The 19,886-nt window shown below is 65.3% G+C and carries 17 protein-coding genes; 8 read left to right on the top strand and 9 right to left on the bottom strand.

The genetic code is table 11. From position 1 onward, the window contains the following. The first annotated feature begins 114 nt into the window (after window positions 1-114). Complete coding sequence (gene alaC, locus PNO31109_RS15870; RefSeq protein ID WP_150556428.1) at window positions 115-1,332, top strand: alanine transaminase; 1,218 nt, start codon at window positions 115-117, stop codon at window positions 1,330-1,332. Window positions 1,333-1,428: 96 nt separating this feature from the next. Here alaC and PNO31109_RS15865 read toward each other — a convergent pair whose 3' ends face one another. From PNO31109_RS15865 to PNO31109_RS15850, 4 genes are all read right to left on the bottom strand, one after another. Then, the gene (locus PNO31109_RS15865) at window positions 1,429-1,851 is read right to left on the bottom strand and encodes a PPC domain-containing DNA-binding protein (protein WP_150556427.1); all 423 of its coding nucleotides are present in this window, start codon (window positions 1,849-1,851) and stop codon (window positions 1,429-1,431) included. Beyond that, complete coding sequence (locus PNO31109_RS15860) at window positions 1,848-2,168, bottom strand: PPC domain-containing DNA-binding protein (RefSeq protein WP_241014127.1); 321 nt, start codon at window positions 2,166-2,168, stop codon at window positions 1,848-1,850. The genes PNO31109_RS15865 and PNO31109_RS15860 overlap by 4 nt, the downstream gene beginning before the upstream one ends. Window positions 2,169-2,380: 212 nt before the next feature. Continuing rightward, complete coding sequence (locus PNO31109_RS15855; protein ID WP_150556426.1) at window positions 2,381-3,958, bottom strand: acyl-CoA synthetase; 1,578 nt, start codon at window positions 3,956-3,958, stop codon at window positions 2,381-2,383. A 138-nt stretch (window positions 3,959-4,096) separates the two neighbouring features. Further along, window positions 4,097-5,263, bottom strand: coding sequence for an acetyl-CoA acetyltransferase (locus PNO31109_RS15850; RefSeq protein ID WP_150556425.1), 1,167 nt, complete (start codon window positions 5,261-5,263; stop codon window positions 4,097-4,099). A gap of 657 nt (window positions 5,264-5,920) precedes the next feature. Here PNO31109_RS15850 and PNO31109_RS15845 point away from each other — a divergent pair. The 3 genes from PNO31109_RS15845 to PNO31109_RS15835 all read left to right on the top strand — a co-directional run bounded on the left by PNO31109_RS15845 (window position 5,921) and on the right by PNO31109_RS15835 (window position 9,674). Further along, a complete protein-coding gene (locus tag PNO31109_RS15845; RefSeq protein WP_150556424.1) occupies window positions 5,921-6,940 on the top strand; it encodes a TRAP transporter substrate-binding protein in 1,020 nt (339 codons plus the stop codon). Between the two features lie 15 nt (window positions 6,941-6,955). Beyond that, window positions 6,956-8,818, top strand: a complete 1,863-nt coding sequence (locus tag PNO31109_RS15840) for a TRAP transporter large permease (RefSeq protein ID WP_241014129.1) — start codon at window positions 6,956-6,958, stop codon at window positions 8,816-8,818. A 100-nt stretch (window positions 8,819-8,918) separates the two neighbouring features. Then, window positions 8,919-9,674, top strand: coding sequence for an SDR family NAD(P)-dependent oxidoreductase (locus PNO31109_RS15835; protein ID WP_150556422.1), 756 nt, complete (start codon window positions 8,919-8,921; stop codon window positions 9,672-9,674). A 43-nt stretch (window positions 9,675-9,717) separates the two neighbouring features. Here the strand turns inward: PNO31109_RS15835 and PNO31109_RS15830 are convergent, their stop codons facing one another. Next, window positions 9,718-10,662 carry a LysR family transcriptional regulator gene (locus PNO31109_RS15830; protein WP_150556421.1) on the bottom strand — a complete coding sequence of 315 codons (945 nt, stop codon included), beginning with the start codon at window positions 10,660-10,662 and terminating at the stop codon, window positions 9,718-9,720. Window positions 10,663-10,842: 180 nt separating this feature from the next. Between PNO31109_RS15830 and PNO31109_RS15825 the strand changes: the two genes are divergently transcribed. Together PNO31109_RS15825 and PNO31109_RS15820 are read left to right on the top strand one after the other, a co-directional pair. Beyond that, on the top strand, window positions 10,843-12,135 hold the full coding sequence (locus PNO31109_RS15825; RefSeq protein ID WP_306345267.1) for a sigma-54-dependent Fis family transcriptional regulator: 1,293 nt from the start codon (window positions 10,843-10,845) through the stop codon (window positions 12,133-12,135). Between the two features lie 774 nt (window positions 12,136-12,909). Continuing rightward, entirely contained in the window at window positions 12,910-14,073 is a 1,164-nt protein-coding gene (locus tag PNO31109_RS15820) for a porin (RefSeq protein ID WP_150556420.1), read from the top strand. Between the two features lie 142 nt (window positions 14,074-14,215). On the opposite strand, the gene PNO31109_RS15815 is transcribed toward PNO31109_RS15820, so the two are convergent. Continuing rightward, window positions 14,216-15,754 (bottom strand): gamma-glutamyl-gamma-aminobutyrate hydrolase family protein, encoded by a 1,539-nt coding sequence (locus PNO31109_RS15815; protein WP_150556419.1) that lies wholly within the window; start codon window positions 15,752-15,754, stop codon window positions 14,216-14,218. Window positions 15,755-16,198: 444 nt separating this feature from the next. Between PNO31109_RS15815 and PNO31109_RS15810 the strand changes: the two genes are divergently transcribed. Then, the gene (locus PNO31109_RS15810) at window positions 16,199-16,480 is read left to right on the top strand and encodes a YkvA family protein (RefSeq protein ID WP_244958188.1); all 282 of its coding nucleotides are present in this window, start codon (window positions 16,199-16,201) and stop codon (window positions 16,478-16,480) included. 83 nt (window positions 16,481-16,563) lie between these two features. On the opposite strand, the gene PNO31109_RS15805 is transcribed toward PNO31109_RS15810, so the two are convergent. From PNO31109_RS15805 to PNO31109_RS15795, 3 genes are read right to left on the bottom strand one after another with little or no spacing between them, the layout of a single operon-like run. Continuing rightward, complete coding sequence (locus tag PNO31109_RS15805) at window positions 16,564-17,538, bottom strand: quinone oxidoreductase family protein (protein ID WP_150556418.1); 975 nt, start codon at window positions 17,536-17,538, stop codon at window positions 16,564-16,566. A 21-nt stretch (window positions 17,539-17,559) separates the two neighbouring features. Further along, entirely contained in the window at window positions 17,560-18,009 is a 450-nt protein-coding gene (locus PNO31109_RS15800) for a methylglyoxal synthase (protein WP_241014051.1), read from the bottom strand. Between the two features lie 51 nt (window positions 18,010-18,060). Continuing rightward, window positions 18,061-18,840 carry an SDR family oxidoreductase gene (locus tag PNO31109_RS15795; RefSeq protein WP_150556417.1) on the bottom strand — a complete coding sequence of 260 codons (780 nt, stop codon included), beginning with the start codon at window positions 18,838-18,840 and terminating at the stop codon, window positions 18,061-18,063. A 374-nt stretch (window positions 18,841-19,214) separates the two neighbouring features. On the opposite strand from PNO31109_RS15795, the gene upp reads away from it, so the two are divergent. Further along, the gene (gene upp / locus PNO31109_RS15790) at window positions 19,215-19,865 is read left to right on the top strand and encodes a uracil phosphoribosyltransferase (RefSeq protein ID WP_150556416.1); all 651 of its coding nucleotides are present in this window, start codon (window positions 19,215-19,217) and stop codon (window positions 19,863-19,865) included. Window positions 19,866-19,886 lie beyond the last annotated feature (21 nt).

The following is a 19,886-nucleotide window of genomic DNA, read 5'->3' as shown; positions in this document are numbered from 1 at the left end:
CAAGCAAAAACCGCTTGCGCATTTGCGCCGCGCCGCGCTACAGTCCCCGTCACGGTGTGGCCAGCACGCCGGCGTCGCTCGGACGGTTCCGGGCGCTTACGTTCCAGGATCATCATGTCAGGCTCCCAGAGCTCGCGCAGCTTTGCGCGCATCAATCGCCTTCCCCCCTACGTTTTCAACATTACCGCCGAACTGAAGATGGCGGCGCGCCGACGCGGCGAGGACATCATCGATCTTTCGATGGGCAACCCCGACGGGGCCACGCCGCCGCATATCGTCAACAAGCTCGTCGAGGTGGCGCAACGTCCCGACACGCACGGCTACTCGACCTCGCGCGGCATCCCGCGTCTGCGCCGCGCCATCACGCGCTGGTACAAGGACCGCTACGACGTCGAGCTCGATCCGGAGCGCGAAGCCATCGTCACCATCGGCTCGAAGGAAGGTCTCGCCCACCTGATGCTCGCCACGCTGGATCAGGGCGACACGGTGCTCGTGCCGAATCCGTCCTATCCGATCCACATCTACGGCGCGGTGATCGCCGGCGCCAATATCCGCTCGGTGCCGATGACGCCCGGCATCGACTTCTTCACTGAACTGGAGCGCGGCATACGCGAGAGCCATCCGAAGCCGAAGATGGTGATTCTCGGCTTCCCGTCGAACCCGACGGCGCAATGCGTCGAGCTCGAGTTCTTCGAGCGCGTGGTCGATCTCGCCCGCAGGCACGACATACTCGTCGTACACGATCTGGCCTACGCCGACATCGTCTACGACGGCTACAAGGCACCCTCGATCATGCAGGTGCCCGGCGCGCAGGACGTCGCCGTCGAGTTCTTCACGCTGTCGAAAAGCTACAACATGGCCGGCTGGCGCATCGGTTTCATGGTCGGCAACGCGGAACTGGTGGCCGCCCTCGCGCGTATCAAGAGTTATCACGATTACGGCACCTTCACGCCCGTTCAGGTCGCCGCCATCGCCGCGCTCGAAGGCGATCAGCAATGCGTGGAGGAGATTCGCGCGCAATATCAGCGTCGCCGCGACGTGCTCTACAAGGGATTGACGGAAGCGGGCTGGGTCGTGGATCTGCCGCGTGCGTCGATGTACATCTGGGCGCGCATTCCCGAGCCGTATCGCGCCCTGGGCTCGCTCGAATTCGCAAAGAAGCTGCTCGCCCAGGCGAAAGTCTCGGCCTCGCCCGGTATCGGTTTCGGCGAGTACGGCGACGAATACGTGCGCTTCGCGCTGATCGAAAACGAATCACGCATTCGCCAGGCCGTGCGCGGCATCAAACACATGTTCCGCGAGGACGGACTCGTGCAGCCCGCGCTCGCCTGAACGGCGAGCGCATCGCCGCGCCGACACGAAAACGGGGAGACGTGCGTCTCCCCGTTTTTTCACGTCACGCGGCGCCCTCGGCCGGCGGCGTCTGCCTCACGCCGGCAACCATTCCTGCAGCGTCACCTCGATGGTGATGAACGCGAGATTGCCGCCGCGCACGAAACGCCCTGCGAACATGCGTCCGTCGGTATCGGCGACCATGCCGTGGAGCATCGGCAATTCGCGCGAGGCGTCGGCCCGCGCGTCGACCTCGCCGAACACGTTGAGGATCTCCACGCCCGGGCCGGTGACGATCTGCTCGCGCCAGCCGTCGCCTGCGCGAAACGTGAGCCGCGCGTCGATCAGGCTGCCGACCGCGCCACGCACGATGGCCCGCGCAATGCCGTGCTCGGTGCACAACGCCTCGATGCTCTCGGTGAGGTCCTGATTTGGCTTGAGACGGGCCACCACCAGTCGGCCCAGCGTGCCATTCTCGATGGCGACGGGAATGTCGGCTACGTCGGCTGCTGCGCTCATGACAGATCTCCGGCAACGGGATGGAGCAGATGGAAGCGTGTCTCCTCGTCCTCGGCGGTCACATAGCCGCCATGCTCGAACAGGCACAGGCGGATGACCACGGGCTCGTCGCCGGCCCATGTGTGATCGAGGATGAGGTGCCCGCCATGCAGTTCGCCGCCAGGATCGGAAAATCCTGCATGGCAATGCATCAACGTGGCACCGTCGGCCGTCCGGCCTACAGTGATCGCGCCGCCGATCAGATCCACTTCCCGGGTTTCGTCGACCGGCGCCCCATAGCCGAAGGGGCGCTCCTTGTCCGCGGTGTTCTCGATCATGTGATACCGCAGACCTCGCGCGGTGCCCGCGCAAAAACGGCCGACGCCGCCGCCATGCGCATAGCGGGATAACGCCGCGCGTAACGACTCGCCGAGATTCGCACCAGACCGGATCGTCACGCGCAGTTCGTGCTGCCCGCTCAACACGCAGTCTTCCACACGGGGTAACGTGGGGGCGCCTGCATGTCGATAGATCCGTGAAAGCGCAGGTTTCATAGTCGATAGTCTCCTTGCTCTTCGAGCATCGTCTTGATTTGCTTTTTCACGATCTTGCCGTAGCCCGACTTGGGCATGGCATTCCAGAAGACGAAGCGACGCGGCCACTTGTAGCGGGCAATACGCGCTTCGAGATGCCCGAGCAGTTCATCGGCCTGAGCGGCCATGCCTTCCCGGGGTACCACCACTGCGAGCCCGCTCTCGCCCCACTTGGGGTCGGGCACGCCCAGCACCGCGCACTCGGAAACCGCCGGGTGCGTGAGCAGCGCTTCCTCGATCTCGCGAGGATAGACGTTCGAGCCGCCCGAGATGTACATGTCCGACGCACGGCCCGTGATGTACAAAAAGCCCTGCTCGTCCACGTGTCCCAGATCGCCGGTATGGAACCAGTCGTCCTTGAACGCCTTGGCGTTTGCCTCCGGATTGTTGTGATACCCCATGAACACCGCCGGCCCGCGCACGCAGATCTCGCCGGAGGCGAACGGCGGCTGACGCTGTCCCGACTCGTCCAGAATCGCCACCTCCATGCCGGTGCGCGGCATGCCGCAGGTGCCTACGCGCGCATCGGGCGCGTCGTCGTCCTCGCTGTGCAGCCACGGCGGCAGCACGGTGATGTTGCCCGTTACCTCGCCCAGGCCGTAGTACTGCACGAGCACGCGGCCCAGCTTCTGGAGCGCGTACCTCTGATCGGCGCGATACATCGGCGCGCCGGCATAGATCACGAAGCGCAGCGAACTGTGGTCATGGCGATCCACGGCAGGATCCTCGACCAGCATCTTGACGATGGTCGGCACCGTAAACATGTTGTCCACACGGTGGCGCTCGATCGCCTGCCAGACCTGCTCCGGGTCCATCTTCTCGCCGGGCAGCAGCACGCTCGCCGCGCCGCGCGCGGTGTTGACGATCGCGTGAATGCCCGCGCCGTGCGAGAGCGGTGCCACGACCATCGAACGGCTGCGATAGGTGATGCCGGGCATCAGGTCGGCCAGATGGTTCGTCACGACGAAGGCCATTTGCCCGTGCGAGAGCACGCCGGCCTTCGGGTGCCCGGTCGTGCCCGACGTGTAGAAGAACCACAACGGGTCTTCGTACTCGACTTCCGCCTCGTAGGCCGGTGCGCCGTGATGCTCGGTTACCAGCGTCTCGTAGTGCAGCTCGCCGGCGCGCGGCGCGCCCAGCGCGATCACATGGCGCAGCGCGGGCGAGGCGGCGCGCACGGCGTCCACGTGGCCCTCGAAGCCCGCGTCGTAGATCATGGCGCACGCCCCGCTCGACTGACCGAGGTACGCCGCCTCGGGCGCCGTGATGCGAAAGTTCGTCGGCACCCAGACCGCGCCCAGCCGGAATGCGATCCACGCGCTCTCGAAGATCTGCAGGTTGTTGCGCGAGTGCACCAGCAGCTTGTCGCCCTTGCCCACGCCCAGCTCGCGCAGCGCGTCGACGACCGCGTTCACGCGTGCGTCGATTTCGCCCCAGGTGTGTACCTTCTCGCCGATGATCACACCGGGCTCGTCGGGATGCCGCCTTGCAACGTCGGCCAGCAGACGGCCGAGATTCATCACCTTCTTGAGCATTTCGCTCGTCTCCTAATTCTTATTGCTCAGTCTTGCTGCCTGCCCTGCGCCCGGTGCGTCCGCCGTGCGGCGCGCGCACGGGCATTTGCAGGACGTTCTCGAAACGCCGCCGGGACGCCCGGCTCGCGTTGTCGCGAATCAGCGCGCTTCGAGAATGCTCACGTAGTTCGCCACGGCGGCGCCGCCCATGTTGAACACGCCAGCGAGCCGTGCGCCCGGGATCTGCATCTCGCCGGCCGTGCCGGTCAGCTGCATCGCGGCCATCACGTGCATGGACACGCCCGTCGCCCCGACCGGGTGGCCCTTCGCCTTCAGGCCGCCCGAGGGGTTGACCGGCAGGAGCCCGTCTTTCTCGGTAATGCCCTCGGCAATCACGTTCGCCCCCTGTCCGGGCTTGGCAAGCCCCATGGCTTCGTACTCGATGAGTTCGGCGATGGTGAAGCAGTCGTGCGTCTCGACGAGCGAGAGGTCCTTTAGCGACACGCCCGCCACGCCCAGCGCCTGACGCCAGGCATGCTGGCCGCCTTCGAACGCGAGAGGGTCCCGGCGCGAGAGCGGCAGGTAGTCGTTGACCTGCACCGCGGCGCGAAAGCCGACGGCCTTGGGCATCGAGCGCGCCACGTCGGCCTTCGAGATCACGAGCGCGGCGGCGCCGTCGGAAACCATCGAGCAGTCGGTGCGCTTGAGCGGGCCGGCCACGTATGGGTTCTTGTCGGAGACGTTGCGGCAGAAGTCGTAGCCGAAGTCGCGGCGCATGTGCGCATACGGATTGACCGAGCCGTTGCGATGGTTCTTCGCGGCGATGCGCGCGAGCGCGTCGGACTGATCGCCGTAGCGATCGAAGTACGCCTGCGCGATGGTGCCGAACACGCCGGCGAAGCCGCCCGGAATGCCGGCCTCCTCGCGCGCGTAGGAGCATTTGAGCAGGACTTCGCCGACCTGTGGCGTGGCCAGTTCGGTCATCTTCTCGAAGCCGATGACGAGCACATGCGTGGCCTTGCCCGCTTCGATGGACTGCAGGCCGCCATGCACTGCGGCCGAGCCCGTGGCGCACGCGTTCTCATAGCGCGTGGCGGGCTTGAAACGCAGGCCGGGAATGCGATTGAAGACGAGCGACGACGGGAAGTCCTGATACAGGAAACCGCCGTTGAAAGTGCCGACGTGAACGGAATCGATCTGCTCGGGCGCGAGGCCCGCGTCGTCGAGGGCGGCCTGTGCGACATCGGCCAGCAGAACCTCGGCGTCGACGTTATCGAGTTTGCCGAACTGGGAGTGGGCCCAGCCGGTAAGGCATGCAGCAACCATGAAGTGTCTCCGGGAAGTGGGGTCATCCAGACTCCGGTGAGCAATTTCGATGCCAGACATGCGTGCGGCACGACAACGACGCACGGGTAGTGGTCATCGACTGCGAATTGCGCCGCCACGGCGACCTCGCGCGCGGGTGGCGCGCGTGCAATTGACGTAAGCGTAAAGCCGGTTTCCCTACACCATCAAGTGAATTCGGATGCGCACGTGGTGAGAGGAATTTGCTGTGCCGCAACACGGCAGGAACGAGACACCTGCGTGCGACACCTGTCGCACGGGTGTCGCGCCCGGGCGGCGACACCTGTCGCAGCATGCCGCGCCAGTGCGACAGGTGTCGCATGGCCGGCCCCCGCCGGCGGGCCGCCGGCCGTTTCGGTGGACGAAGCGCTTTTCGCCTCGCATCGCCCTACATACCCGTGCGGCGCGCGGTCGGCGCGGACCGAGGGGCGTCGGCCCCGGGATTTCACTAATGCTTAACAACGTAAGGGTTTTCCCGTCCAGCCTGCGATCTGGCATTCGATTTGCGTAAGATAGCCAAGCCACTTGCGAGTCGCCCAGCGCGCGAATGCCGAGTTGGCCGAAACGTTGCAAGGCAACACGCGCAATCGCTTCGCGCTTCAGACGCAGTCACCACACCTATAACAGGAGACATGCAGTATGAGCACTATGGATCGTCGCCACTTCATCAAAGTCGTGGCCGCCACTTCGGCTGCCGCCGCCACGGGGTTGTATCAGACGCAGGCCCGCGCCGCCGAATTCACCCTGAAGTTCGCCAACAACCTGCCGATCAGCCATCCGATGAACATCCGCGCCAAGGAAATGGCGCAGAAGATCGCGGAGCAGTCCAAAGGCCGTATCGACTTCCAGATCTACCCGAACAATCAGCTCGGCTCCGATAGCGACATGCTCAGCCAGATTCGCTCGGGCGCCATCGACTACTTCACGCTCTCGCCGCTGATTCTCGGCACGCTCGTGCCGGCGGCGCAGATCTCCGGCGTGGGCTTCGCGTTCAAGGACTACAGCCAGGTGTGGGCGGCCATGGACGGCGACCTCGGCGCGCACGTGCGCGGCCAGATTGCCAAGACGTCGGTGTTCGCGTTCGACAAGATCTGGGAGAACGGCTACCGCCAGATCACCACGAGCAGCCGTCCGATCAATTCACCGGCCGACCTCAAAGGCCTGAAGATCCGCGTGCCGACGAGCCCGCTGTGGACCTCGATGTTCCGCGCGTTCGACTCCTCGCCCACGTCGATCAACTTCGCCGAAGTCTATTCGGCCCTGCAGACGCACATCGTCGAAGCGCAGGAAAACCCGCTCGCGCTGCTCACCACGGCCAAGCTTTACGAAGTGCAGAAGTACGTGTCGATGACGAATCACATGTGGGACGGCTTCTGGTTCCTCGCCAACAAGCAGAAATGGGACAAGCTGCCCAAGGACCTGCAGGCGATCGTGACCGCCAACGTGAACGCGGCCGCCGTGGCTCAGCGCGAAGACGTGCGCAAGCTCAACGACGGCGTGATGGCCGAACTCAAGCAGAAGGGGCTCGTGTTCAACGCACCGAACAACGAGCAGTTCCGCGAGAAGCTTCGCTCGGCCGGCTTCTATGCCGAATGGCACAAGAAGTTCGGCGACGAGGCATGGGCCATGTTGGAAAAGTACACCGGGAAGCTCGCGTAAATGGAAACGTTGACGATGACGGCCGAGCCGACGCACGCGCTCGCCCGCCTCTTCTGCCACGTCAACCGCGCGGTGATGAAAGTCACCGAGGCGGCTGCCGTGCTGCTGGTGGTGGCGGAGACTCTCATCCTGCTCGCGGGCGTGGTCTCGCGTTACGGGTTCGACAATCCGCTCACCTGGTCCGACGAGCTCGCCCAGATTCTGTTCATCTGGCTGTCGATGCTCGGCGCCGTGCTCGCCCTGGATCGCGGTGAGCACATGCGCCTGTCCGCCATCGTCAACAAACTCCCCGTGGCGTGGCGCGACTGGTTCCAGACGATGGCCGCGCTCACCGTGTGCGTGTTCGTCGCGCTGATCATCATGCCCGCCTACACGCATGCCATCGAGCAGATGGACATTACCACGCCCGCGCTGGAAATCCCGGACGGGCTGCGCGCCGCCGCCCTGCCGGTGGGCGCGGCGCTCATGCTCATCGCTGCGATTTCGCGCATGGCGCGCTGCTCGACGATGCGCCAGTTCGGCCTGGGGGTGCTCTTCGTGGCCGCGCTCGGCGCTGCGCTGTGGCTTGGCCGTCCGGCGCTCATCGCCATGGGCAACTACAACCTGCTGATCTTCTTCGTGCTGATCGTGGGCGGGTGCGTGGCCGGCGGCATTCCGATCGCGTTCGCCTTCGGCACCGCGACGCTCGCTTATCTGGCGCTCGTCACGGACGCCCCGCTGCAAATCGTCGTGAGCCGCATGGACGAGGGCATGTCGGGCCTGATTCTGCTGTCGGTGCCGCTGTTCGTGCTGCTCGGCGCCCTCATCGAGATGAGCGGCCTGGCGCGCAGCCTGATCGAATTCATGGCGTCGCTGCTCGGCCACGTGCGCGGCGGGCTGCAGTACGTGCTGCTTGGCGCGATGTTCCTGGTCTCGGGCATCTCGGGCTCGAAGGCGGCCGACATGGCGGCCGTCGCGCCCGCGCTCTTTCCCGAGATGCAGCGACGCGGCTCGAAGCCGGAAGACCTCGTGGCGCTGCTCTCGTCGACCGGCGCCATGACGGAGACGATTCCCCCGAGCCTCGTGCTCATCACCATCGGCGCCGTGTGCGGCGTGTCGATCACGGCGCTTTTCGTCGGCGGCCTGCTGCCGGCGGTCATCGCCACGCTGGCCATCGTCGTGGTCTGCTTCGCCCGCTCGCGCAAGGAAGCGCCGAACGCGGCGCGTCGCGCGCCGTGGAGCGTGATCGCCAAGACGTTCGTCGTGGCGCTGCCCGCTCTCGCACTGCCCGTGCTGATCCGCACGGCGGTCATCGAGGGCGCCGCCACCGCCACTGAAGTGTCGACGGTGGGCATTGCCTACACGATCGTGATCGGCCTGATCGTTCACGCGTTCCGGAAACACCTGGACTTCAAGCGCCTGTACCCGCTGCTCACCGAGACGGCCGCGCTCTCGGGCGCCATTCTGCTCATCATCGGGATGGCGACGGCCATGGCCTGGGCACTCACGCAGTCGGGTTTCTCGGCCAAGCTCGTCGGCCTGATGCACGGCGTGCCGGGCGGACAGGTTGGCTTCCTGCTCATCTCGGTGGTCGTGTTCATCGTGCTGGGCAGCGTGCTCGAAGGAATTCCGGCCATCGTGCTGTTCGGCCCGCTGCTCTTTCCCGTGGCGCGCTCGCTGGGCATTCACGACGTGCACTATGCGATGGTCGTGATTCTCTCGATGGGCATGGGCCTCTTCGCGCCGCCGCTCGGCGTCGGCTTCTACGCCGCCTGCGCGATCGGCAAGACCTCGCCCGACAAGGTATTCAACCGGATGTGGACCTACATGGGCGCCCTGCTCGTGGCACTGCTCGTGGTGGTCTTCATTCCCTGGATCTCGATCGGTTTTCTGAAGTAGGACAAACCGCCAACGGTTTCTCGATTCACCGACGGGCTCCGCCGCATCGCTGGCGGCGGGGCCCGTGCTGTAGATGTCAACAAATTTAGGAGTCCATAGCATGACGGAGAAAGTTGCAGTAGTGACGGGTGGTGGCATGGGCATCGGCGCGGCGATCTGCGAACGGTTGGCCAGCGATGGCATGACCGTGGTCGTGGCCGATCTCAACGAGAGCGCGGCGCAAGAGACGGTCGCCGCGCTCAGGCAAGCGGGCGGCAAGGCGTTGGCCCTGGCGATGAACGTGGGCGACGAGGCGTCGATCGCCGAGGGGTTCGCGAAGGTTGCGCAGCAGTACGGGTGTTGCGACGTGCTCGTCAACAACGCGGGCATTGCCAAGACGTTCCCCTTCCTCGAATATCCGATCGATCACTGGCACCAGGTCATGGCGGTAAATGTGACCGGCACGCTGCTGTGCGCTCAGCACGCCGCGCGGCTCATGCGCGAGCAGCGTTGGGGACGGATCATCAACATGGCCTCGGTGGCCGGCATTCTGGCCAGCGCCGGGCGCACGGCCTACGGCACGTCGAAGGCGGCCGTCATCGGCTTGACGCGGCAGATGGCCATCGAGCTCGCCCCATACGGCATTACCGCCAACGGCATCGCGCCCGGCCCCATCGATACGCCGCTCACGCAGGTGCTGCACTCGGACGTCTCGCGTCGCAACTATACGGAAACGACGCCGCTTGCCCGCTACGGGCAGCCGCGTGAGATCGCCGGCGCGGTGAGCTTCCTCGCGTCGGACGATGCGTCCTACGTGACGGGCCACATCCTGCCGGTCGACGGCGGTTTCGTGGCCGCCGGGATTCTGGAAATCTGAAAATCGGCCGGCATCGAGGCCCGGCGGGGCCTCGTGCGCGGTTTCACTCCCCGCCGGTGTCGGGCATGTCCGGCACCAGCCGCGCCCCCGGCGCGCGCTGCATCTCGCGCCATACGTTGCGCGCATTCTCCACGAAGGTCGCCACACACGGATTGTGATTGTCGCGGCTCCACAGCAGCGCCACCTCCGCGACCGGCGCGTCGCGCAGCGGTTTGAACACCGCATTGCCCGACGCGCTCGCGCTGCTCATCGACATGGGCACCATCGCCACGCCCAGTCCTTCTCCCACCAGGTTGATGATCGTCTGCTGCAGGTTCGTCTCGAGCCGGATATGCGGCGAGAAGCCCGCACGCCGGCAATGCACCACGATCAGGTCGTAGACCAGCGGCGCAATCTCGCGCGGAATGCTCACGAAAGATTCGTCGGCGAGCTGCCTGGCGTCGAGCACCCGCACTTTGGCCAGCGGGTGCGTGCGCGGCAGCACCGCCACCATCTCCTCGCGAAAGACCGTTGCCGTATCGAGCCCCGTGAGGTCCTCGGGGCGATACATGATGCCGACGTCCGTCTTGCCGGCCCGCACGGCTTCGGCGAGCAGGTTGGGCAGCGTCTCCGCGAGTTTCATGTCCACGCGCGAGTACGCCGCCGCGTAGGTGCGCGTGAGTGCGGGCAGGATGTTGTAGGCCGAGGACATCATGAAGCCGACCGTAATCGCGCCGTCTTCGCCGCGGCTGGCCGCCACCACGTTGCGCCGCGCGCGATCGACGGCGTTGAGGATTTCGACGGCGTCCTGGTAGAAGCGGGTGCCGGCGCGCGTGAGTCTCACGCTGCGGCGCGTGCGCTCGAAGAGCTGCACACCGAGCTCCGCCTCCATGAGCGCGATTTGGCGCGACAGCGGCGGCTGGGAGATGTGCAATTGCTGGGCGGCACGGCCGAAGTGGAGTGTTTCGGCGAGCACGACGAAATACTGCAAATGACGCAGTTCGATCATCTTATACCCCGAAGGTATTAATGGCGCATCTATATTGTATTGGATGTTATGACTGAGCGGACGTATCCTGCATTGGCGGTCGCTACCCGAGCAGGCCGCAACATAAAGAAACGTCAGGAATCGCCAGGCCACAAGCCACCGACGGCGCCCTTTCGTACCGATACGAGAAGGAGACAAGTCATGCCCGCTCACCTTGCTGTAGCGCCTGCCCCCGCTCGACCTGTCGGCCAAGGCCAACGCGCCACGGCCAGCGCCAACACCGCATTCGGCAACATTGCCGCCCTCGCCGAACGCCTCGCCCGTGCGCCGTCCCCCACGACGCCGGCAATGCAAGCGGCCGCCAGCCGGATGCGCCCCGACTACCTCGCCATCGACGACCTGTGCGGCACCGACGCTCGCATGCGCGAGCTGCTCGCGCGCGGCAAGCGCTTCGTCGATCGCGGCCTGCCGATTCTGATCCTCGGCGAGACCGGCACAGGCAAGGAGTTTCTTGCCCGCGCCCTGCACGAATACAGCGAGCGCCGCGCCCAATCGTTCGTTGCCATCAATACGGCTTCGCTGCCGGAGCATCTCGTCGAGAGCGAGCTGTTCGGCTATCAACGCGGCGCGTTCTCCGGCGCGCTGCCCGGCGGCATGAAGGGCAAGCTGCAGCAGGCCGACGGCGGTACGCTCTTTCTCGACGAGATCGGCGACATGCCGCTCGCGCTGCAAACACGCCTGCTGCGCGTGCTCTCCGAGCGCGAAGTCACGCCGCTGGGCGCAAGCCAGCCGGTGCCCGTGGACGTCCAGCTCATCTGTGCGACGCACCAGGATCTTCCGGGCGCTGTCGCGCAGGGCGTGTTTCGGGAGGATCTGTATTACCGCATCGCGGTCGGCGTGCTCACGCTGCCGACGCTGCGCGACCGTGACGACAAGGTTGAGCTGATCGGCCGCATGCTATGCGACGAGTGGCCGGGTGTGCATGTGGACGAGGCGCTCGAGCGCGTATCGCCGCAGGCCATGACGTGCCTGCTCTCGCATGCATGGCCGGGCAACCTGCGCCAGATGCGCGCGGCGCTGCGCTATGCGTGTGCCGTCATGAACGCAAACGTGCTGCGGGCAAGCGATTTGCCACCTGAACTGACCGAAGGGTCGATGTCGCGTGGCTCGGCGTCTTCACCGGTGTCGCCGTCTTTTTCCCGGCTCGACGAGGCGCCTCGCCTGCCGAGCGCGAGTCCGATCGGCGGCGGGCGTGCCGATGCTTTCGGTCCCGCCCACGGCAGCGCGTTCGTCGGCGCGCGTGGACCGGCGTCGCCTCGAACGCAGGAGCGTGAGCGCATCCTGCAGGCGCTCTCGCAACATCGATGGAATATTTCCGCTGCTGCCCGATCGCTCGGGGTATGCCGCGCATCGCTCTATCGCAAGCTCAAGCAGTTGAGCATCCCGCACGTGCGCGATTGCGGCGAAGCGTTGCGCGCGGGATATTGCGCGTAGCCGCAGGGTCGGCCGAAAGTACAACGAAAGGTGCGATGAAGTTCGGCCGAAAGCAGCACCGGAAGCGCCGCGGAAATCGCGGGCAAAAAAAAAAGCGCGGCCACGCAGGCCGCGCCAAGGTTTGGAGACTTTTCACTCAACGCAAAAGTCTACTTCTCGCGGAACGTAGTATAGGTGCGCAGCCCGAAATCATTGTCATCATTCGACGCAATGCATTATTCGGGGACTTGCAATAGTCGCGTAACACTCCATAAACAAAGGCCTTTTTGCCACGGCCTGCGCCACCTGTGCTCGAGGGGGACGCCGTGAGCGCGACACCGGTCGCCACATGCCGTTCGCCGCGGCTTGCGCGCACCGCTCGGCTGCGACACGATCACGCAGCGCCGGAACTATCTCCCAAGGGACCTGTCGCGCGCAAGACCACGCTCGGCAACGCTTCTCACGCGCTTCGACAGGCACTTCATACTGTGTCCCAAGCGCAACACACGGCACTTGCATTGCCGTTTCTCGCCTAGGCTTAACTAAGCCAACCCCTTGTGCGGCAACGCTTTGCGGCACATGCGCGGGATTGTTCTCATATCTGAAATAGATTCTTGCGGATTCTGAAATAGGCGGGAGTACCGCCCACTCATACACTGCCCCCTGTCAACAGAGCAGTGCCGATACTTGATCGGGTCCGCGAATGACAAACCGTCACCTCGACATGTTCTGTTTCGCCGCGTTCTGTTTTCACGCGAATTCTGCGATTCGTGTCACGTTACTGGAGCTTAAACCATGAAAAAAACTCTTCTTGCCGCGGCCGCCATCGGCGCGTTCTCGGTGGGCGCGCACGCACAAAGCAGCGTCACCCTGTACGGCTTGATCGACGCCGGTGTTTCGTACACCAGCAACTCGACCAACACGATCGGCGCATCGGGTTCGAAGAACTTCCGTGCAACGAGCGGCCTGGTCAACGGCAGCCGTTGGGGCCTGAAGGGCTCGGAAGACCTGGGTGGCGGCAACAAGGCCATCTTCGTGCTGGAAAACGGTTTCTCGATCAACAACGGTAACCTGGGCCAGAACAACCGCATGTTCGGTCGTCAAGCCTTCGTCGGCCTGCAGAACGACAAGTTCGGCGCGCTGACGTTCGGCCGTCAATATGACTCGGTCGTCGACTACCTGGCACCGCTCACCCTGAACGGTTCGTCGTTCGGCGGCACGATCGCATCGCACCCGTACGATAACGACAACACGAACAACTCGTTCCGTGTGAACAACTCGGTCAAGTACTCGAGCGCCAACTACAACGGCCTGACCTTCGGCGGCCTGTATGGCTTCTCGAACAAGGCCGGCGACTTCGCCAACAACCGTGCATTCAGCGCCGGCGTGAACTACGCAAACGGTCCGCTGACGGTGGCTGCCGCTTACCTTGAGCGTCAAGGCAACCCGGGCAACAACAACACGAGCGGTGCAGTCGACACGTCGGCTGGCGGCGACTCGGTGTTCAACGCATCGAAGCAACGCGTCTGGGGTATTGGTGGTAACTACGCCTTCGGCCCGGCAACCGTCGGCCTGGTGTACACCCACACGCAAATCCAGGGTCTGTCCGGCATCAACTACAACAGCACCGCAGTCGGCTTCAACAACGACGGTCTGAAGTTCGACAACTTCGAAGTCAACGGTCGCTACATGCTGACCCCGGCAGTCTCGCTGTCGGCCGCGTACACCTACACGATGGCCAAGCAAGACTCGACCGACAAGAAGCCGAAGTTCCACACCGTTACGCTGCAAGCTGACTACCGTCTGTCGAAGCGCACCGATGTGTACCTGACCGGTTCGTACCAGCACATCTCCGACAACGAAGGTACCAACCTCGCAGCGGGTATCGGCGCGGCCGGCGGTATGTCGTCGAACAACTCGCAAACCGTTGTGGGCACGGGTATCCGTCACCGCTTCTAATCCAGGCGGCGTGAACACCGGGGCCGTTTTCCGGTGTTCTTGACGAAAGAAAGGCTGAGTTCCCCGGAACTCAGCCTTTTTTCATTTGCACGATGCTCGTTAGCGAGCTGGCCGGCAATGCCGGCCGGCGGCGTGCCGAGGATCAGAAGCGCGTCTCGCGCGCCGCGCGCAGGAAGTTGTCGAGCACCGGCGTGCAGTCGAGGAATTCCGGGCCGCCCGCGCGGTGGAATTCCGGGTGCCACTGCAAGCCCATCACGAACGGCGCCTTGCGATAGCGGATGGCTTCGACCACCCCATCTTCGGCACACACCGCCTCTACGCTCAGATCGCGTCCCAACGTCTTCACGGACTGGTGGTGAATCGAGTTCACGATCGGCACATCTACCGGCCCGAGCATCTGCGCGAGCGACGACCCCTCGGGGAACGTCAACGTATGGCGATTGTGCTCGTATGTTTCCGTCACATGCGGGATAGCTTCCGGCAGATCGGTCGCAATGTCCTGGTGCAGCGTGCCGCCGAACGCCACGTTGATCAACTGGCAGCCGCGGCACACGCCGAGGATCGGCTTGCCCTGCTCCACGAACTCGTGCAGCAGCTCGAGCTCGTACATGTCGCGCATGCGGTCGCCCTGCCACTCGTGGCGCGTCGCGACTTCAGAGTAGGTGAGCGGCGACACGTCGGCGCCCCCTTGCAGCACCAGTCCGTCCAGGTGCTTCGCGTAATCGTGCAGGCGGATGTGGCTGGGGTGGAGCAAACCCTGCGTGTCGACGGTCGGGATCATGAACACCAGCACGTCGCGCGACATTACCCAGTGCGCGATGGACTCTTCGAGGTATTGCAGCGTCTTGCTGCGCAGCCCCTTCGAGCCGGGCTCCGGGTGGAAGATGCGCGCCGAGATGCCGATCTTCAGCGTGCGCTGCGTGATGCGCTGTCCGGCACGGTCGTACCAGGCGCGAAAACGCGCGGACATGATGCGGCGCAGGACCGACCACGGCGAATCGCCCGCTTGCAGGTACGACGGCTGGCCGCCCATCGACGACGGACTGCCGGGCCGCGGTGTGGTGCCAAATGCTGGCTGATGGGGCGGCTCGCCACCGCCGCCGCCAGCGCCCTGCCCGGTGCCGCGACTGGCGCCGGCGGCTTCGTCCGCACCGCTGCCGACGGCGTCCGTTCCACCGATGCTGCCGCCCGCGCTACCCGTGCCGGCAGCCTTGACGTCTTCTCGCGACGCGGGTGCCGGCTTGCCGATGGGGTTGCTGTCGGAGGCCACTTCGGCGGCCGGCCCTCTCGTCGTGGCCTGTGTTGAGCGAGTGGGCTGTGACGCGGACTGCGAAGTGGGCTGTGAGGCGGACTGCGAAGCGGACTTCGCCTCCCCGGCCGCCGCCGCGCCCGACGAGGCGGCAGGCCGTGTGAGCGTGTCGGGGTTCGGCGGCATGCCCGAGGAGCCCTCCGCCGTGCCGGCGACCGGTTTGGCCGTCGGATGCGCCGAGCTCGACGACGCGGGCTCGACATAATCGGATCCTTGCGCGGGCTCCTGCGAAGCCTCATGCGCAGGCGACGCGGAACCGGAATCGGTCGCCGGGCGCTTTTCCGGCGGGGTCGCGCTCTTGCTCGTCTCGTTGTCAGGTTTCTGGGACTCGGGGGGCTGCTGCGGCGATTTCGGATCTTGAGCGTCGGTCATGATGGCGTTTTGATGGCGTCCGCGAAGGGGAAAAAAGAATTGACCATTGCGGCTGGGAAATTATCCCGCCGCCCCGACCCCGCCGCAACCGGGAAGCCAGGGGGCGTTAAGGGGCGGCAAGGGGCGTTAGGGAGCGTTATGGGGCGGCAAGGGGCGGCAAGGGGCGGCAAGGGGTGGCAAGCACGGCAAAGCGCGACGAGGCTGTCAGTCGTGTCCGAAAAGCCTCGATGAACCGCATCACGTAAGGACTGTCCAACTGCGGTGCGCGACTTCGCGACGCTGAACGCCATGTGGGCGCACCACACCGGGCTTCGGCAAACCGGGTGACACACGCGTACAATCAGAGCACGTTGCGCGATGTTAGCCGACATTTCTGCCATTTTCATGTCGATGGCGCACATCGCCCGCCTTGTCGGTGGGTTCATCCGTCCCAGGAGTCTGCAAGTGAAGCGTTTCCTCCGTCTGTGGCAGATTGCCCGCCACGATTTCCGCATCCTCTGGCATGCGGTCCGTGATCCCCGCCGCCCACGCTGGCTGTTGCCGGCAGTCGCGCTGCTCGCGGCATACCTCCTCAGCCCGTTCGACCTGATCCCCGACTTCGTGCCGGTGTTCGGTCTGCTCGACGACGCGGTGGTGATCGGCATGGTGTTGCACTGGCTGATCGGGCGTTTGCCGACCGACGTTCGCGAGGACGCGCGGGCTCACGTGTTCACGCAGCGCGCCTGAGCCGCACCGCCTTCACGGGCGCCGGCCATGCAAAAAGGGACGCCAAGGCGTCCCTTTTCTGCGTTTCCGATGCCCGGGTGAGCTCAAGGCATGAGCAGCGTCGAGCCAGTGGTCTTGCGCGCTTCGAGATCGCGATGCGCCTGCGCCACGTCGGCCAGCGCATAGCGCTGATTGACTTCGATCCTGATCTTGCCGCTCGCAACGACATCGAACAACTCGTTCGCCGTGGCCTCGAGATCGGCGCGCTTCGCGGTGTAATTGAAAAGCGTCGGACGCGTGAAGAACAGCGAGCCGCGCGAGACGAGGTCCGCGGTGTTGATCTGCGTGACAGGCCCCGACGCATTGCCGAAGTTGACCATCGTGCCCAGCGGGCGCAGGCAGTCGAGCGAACCCATGAAGGTGTCCTTGCCGATCGAATCGTAGACCACCGGCACGCCCTCGCCGCCCGTGATCTCCTTGACGCGCTCCACGAAATTCTCGCGCGTGTAGACGATCGGATGGTCGCAGCCGTACTGGCGCACGAGCGCCGCTTTTTCGTCGGAGCCCACCGTGCCGATCACCGTGGCGCCGAGCGCCTTCGCCCATTGGCACACGATCAGGCCCACCCCGCCTGCCGCCGCGTGAATGAGGATGGTGTCGCCGGCCTTCACCGGGTATGTGCGACGCAGCAGATACTGGGCCGTCATGCCCTGCAGCATCATCGCGGCGGCCTGCTCGTCACTGATGGTGTCGGGCAGGCGCACGAGCGGCGCGGCCGGCATGACGCGCGCCTGCGAGTAGGCGCCGCACGGTCGGCTCGCGTAAGCCACACGATCGCCCGGTTTCACGTGCGTCACCCCCTCGCCGACCGCTTCCACCACGCCGGCTGCTTCCATGCCGAGTCCGGCAGGCAGTGGCTGCGGGTAGAGACCGGTGCGGAAATAGACGTCGATGTAGTTCAGTCCGACGGCCTGATGGCGCACACGCGCCTCGCCGGGGCCTGGTTCGCCGACTTCGACGTCGACGTACTGCATCACCTCGGGGCCGCCGTTCTGTTCAATGCGGATTGCCTTGGTCATCCTCGCTCCTTTCCTTCAGGGTTATGTGCGGATCGCCGGCGGCATTGCCGCCAGGCGCACGATCAGTTGTTCGAGCAGCAGGCGCGCCGTCGCGCTGTTGGTCGCGCAAGGCACGTTGTGCACGTCGCAGGCGCGCACGAGGGCGTTGATGTCGGGCTCGTGCGGCTGCGGCGTCATCGGGTCGCGCAGGAAGAGCACCATGTCCACGCGCCCCTCGGCCAGTTGCGCGCCGATCTGCAGGTCGCCGCCGTGGGGGCCGGAGAGCATGCGCTCGACTTCCAGCCCCAGTTCATTGGCGATGCGCCCGCCGGTCGTCCCCGTTGCCAGGAGCCGGCATTTGCGCAGCACGTCGACGTAGTCGCGTGCCACGGCGAGAATTTCGTCCTTTTTCTTGTCGTGCGCGATGAGCGCAATGCGGACCATGGGAACGTTCGGAACACCCGGGTCGCGGGATTCGTGGGAGACGGTCATCGAAGATGTCGCAGCCCCGCGCGGGGCTGTCTGGAAAGGGTCGCAGGAGGATCAAAAGGTGCCCGGATAGGCGCCGCCGTCGATCAGCATGTTCTGGCCGGTGATGTAGCCGGCTTGCGCGCTGCACAGGAAGGCACAGGCGGCGCCGAACTCGTCCGGCCGGCCGAAGCGACGCGCCGGAATCGCGTTGGCGCGCTTGCTGCGCGCTTCGTCCACCGTCTGCCCGCTCTTGTCGGCCCAGGCTTTCATCGTGCCGGCCAGCCGATCGGTGTCGAATGCGCCCGGCAGCAGGTTGTTGATGGTGACGTTGTGCGCGACCGTGGTGCGCGCCAGTCCGGCGACGAAGCCCGTCAGGCCCGAGCGCGCACCATTGGACAGCCCAAGAATGTCGATGGGCGCCTTCACCGCGGACGACGTGATGTTCACGATGCGTCCGAAGCGGCGCGCGATCATGCCGTCCACGCTCGCCTTGATCAGTTCGATGGGCGTGAGCATGTTGGCGTCGAGCGCGCGAATCCAGTCGTCGCGCTGCCAGTCGCGGAAGTCACCCGGCGGCGGGCCGCCCGCGTTGGTCACCAGGATGTCGGGCGACGGGCATGCCGCCAGGGCCCGCTCGCGGCCGGGCGGCGTGGTGATGTCGGCGGCCACTGCGGTGACCTGCACGCCTGTCGAGGCGCGGATGTCGTCGGCCGCCGCCGCGAGCGCATCTGCGGTACGCGCGACGATCACGACATTCACGCCCGCTTCGGCGAGCGCCTGCGCGCAAGCGCGCCCCAGCCCCTTGCTGGCGCCGCACACCAGTGCCGTGCGCCCTTTGATACCCAGATCCATGTTCAGCCTTCGAGACAGATAATGCATTGGACAAGTGCGGCCGTGCCGCCGTCTTGCAACGATTCTAAGGGAATCGTGCGCGCGCCGCTGTGTCTCTCGTCTATCGCCGCCCGCCGGCAGATTGCCGCGCCCGACCTGTGCGACACGCCGCACCCGGCGCCGGGTATTTTCTCGTGCCGGCGCGCGGAAACCGGCCCCGGCGCGCCCGCATCGGCTAAAATCGCGGCCATGCGGCCCATGCCGGTTATGTACCGCCCCATATCGCCCCATATCGCCCCATATCGCCCCAATTTGGGCTCAATGTCGGCTCAATGTCGGCCGAAGGCGGGCCCAAAGGCGGCCCCGCTCATCAGCCCAGCCCCAGATCGCCAGCCATGAAACAAGACACACGCTTTCCGAACCTCTACATCTGCGATCACCCGCTGATCCAGCACAAGCTCTCGCACATGCGCGACAAGGAAACCTCGACGCGCACGTTCCGCGGCCTGCTGCGCGAGATCACCCTGCTCATGGGCTACGAGATCACGCGCGATCTGCCGCTCACGACCGAGCACATCAGCACGCCCATGGTCGACATGGACGCTCCCGTCATCGCGGGCAAGAAGCTCGCCATCGTGCCGGTGCTGCGTGCCGGCGTCGGCATGAGCGACGGCCTGCTCGACCTGGTGCCCTCGGCGCGCGTCGGCCATATCGGCGTGTATCGCGACGAGCAGCATCGTCCGGTCGAATACCTCGTGCGTCTGCCCGACGTTGCCGATCGCCGCTTCATTCTGTGCGACCCGATGGTCGCCACGGGCTATTCGGCCGTGCATGCCGTGGACGTACTGCGCAAGCGCGGCGTGGAAGAAGAGAACATCGCGTTCCTCGCACTGGTGGCCGCGCCCGAGGGCGTGAAGGTGTTCCACGATGCGCATCCGGGCGTGAAGCTGTACGTGGCCTCGCTCGACGAGCGTCTCGACGATCACGCCTACATCATCCCGGGCCTGGGAGACGCCGGCGACCGCCTGTTCGGCACCAAGAACTGAACGCGCGGCGCTATCGCAAAA

The organism is Pandoraea nosoerga (genome assembly GCF_902459585.1).
Classification (GTDB): Bacteria; Pseudomonadota; Gammaproteobacteria; order Burkholderiales; family Burkholderiaceae; genus Pandoraea; species Pandoraea nosoerga.
This window is presented reverse-complemented; position numbering and strand designations above follow the sequence as displayed.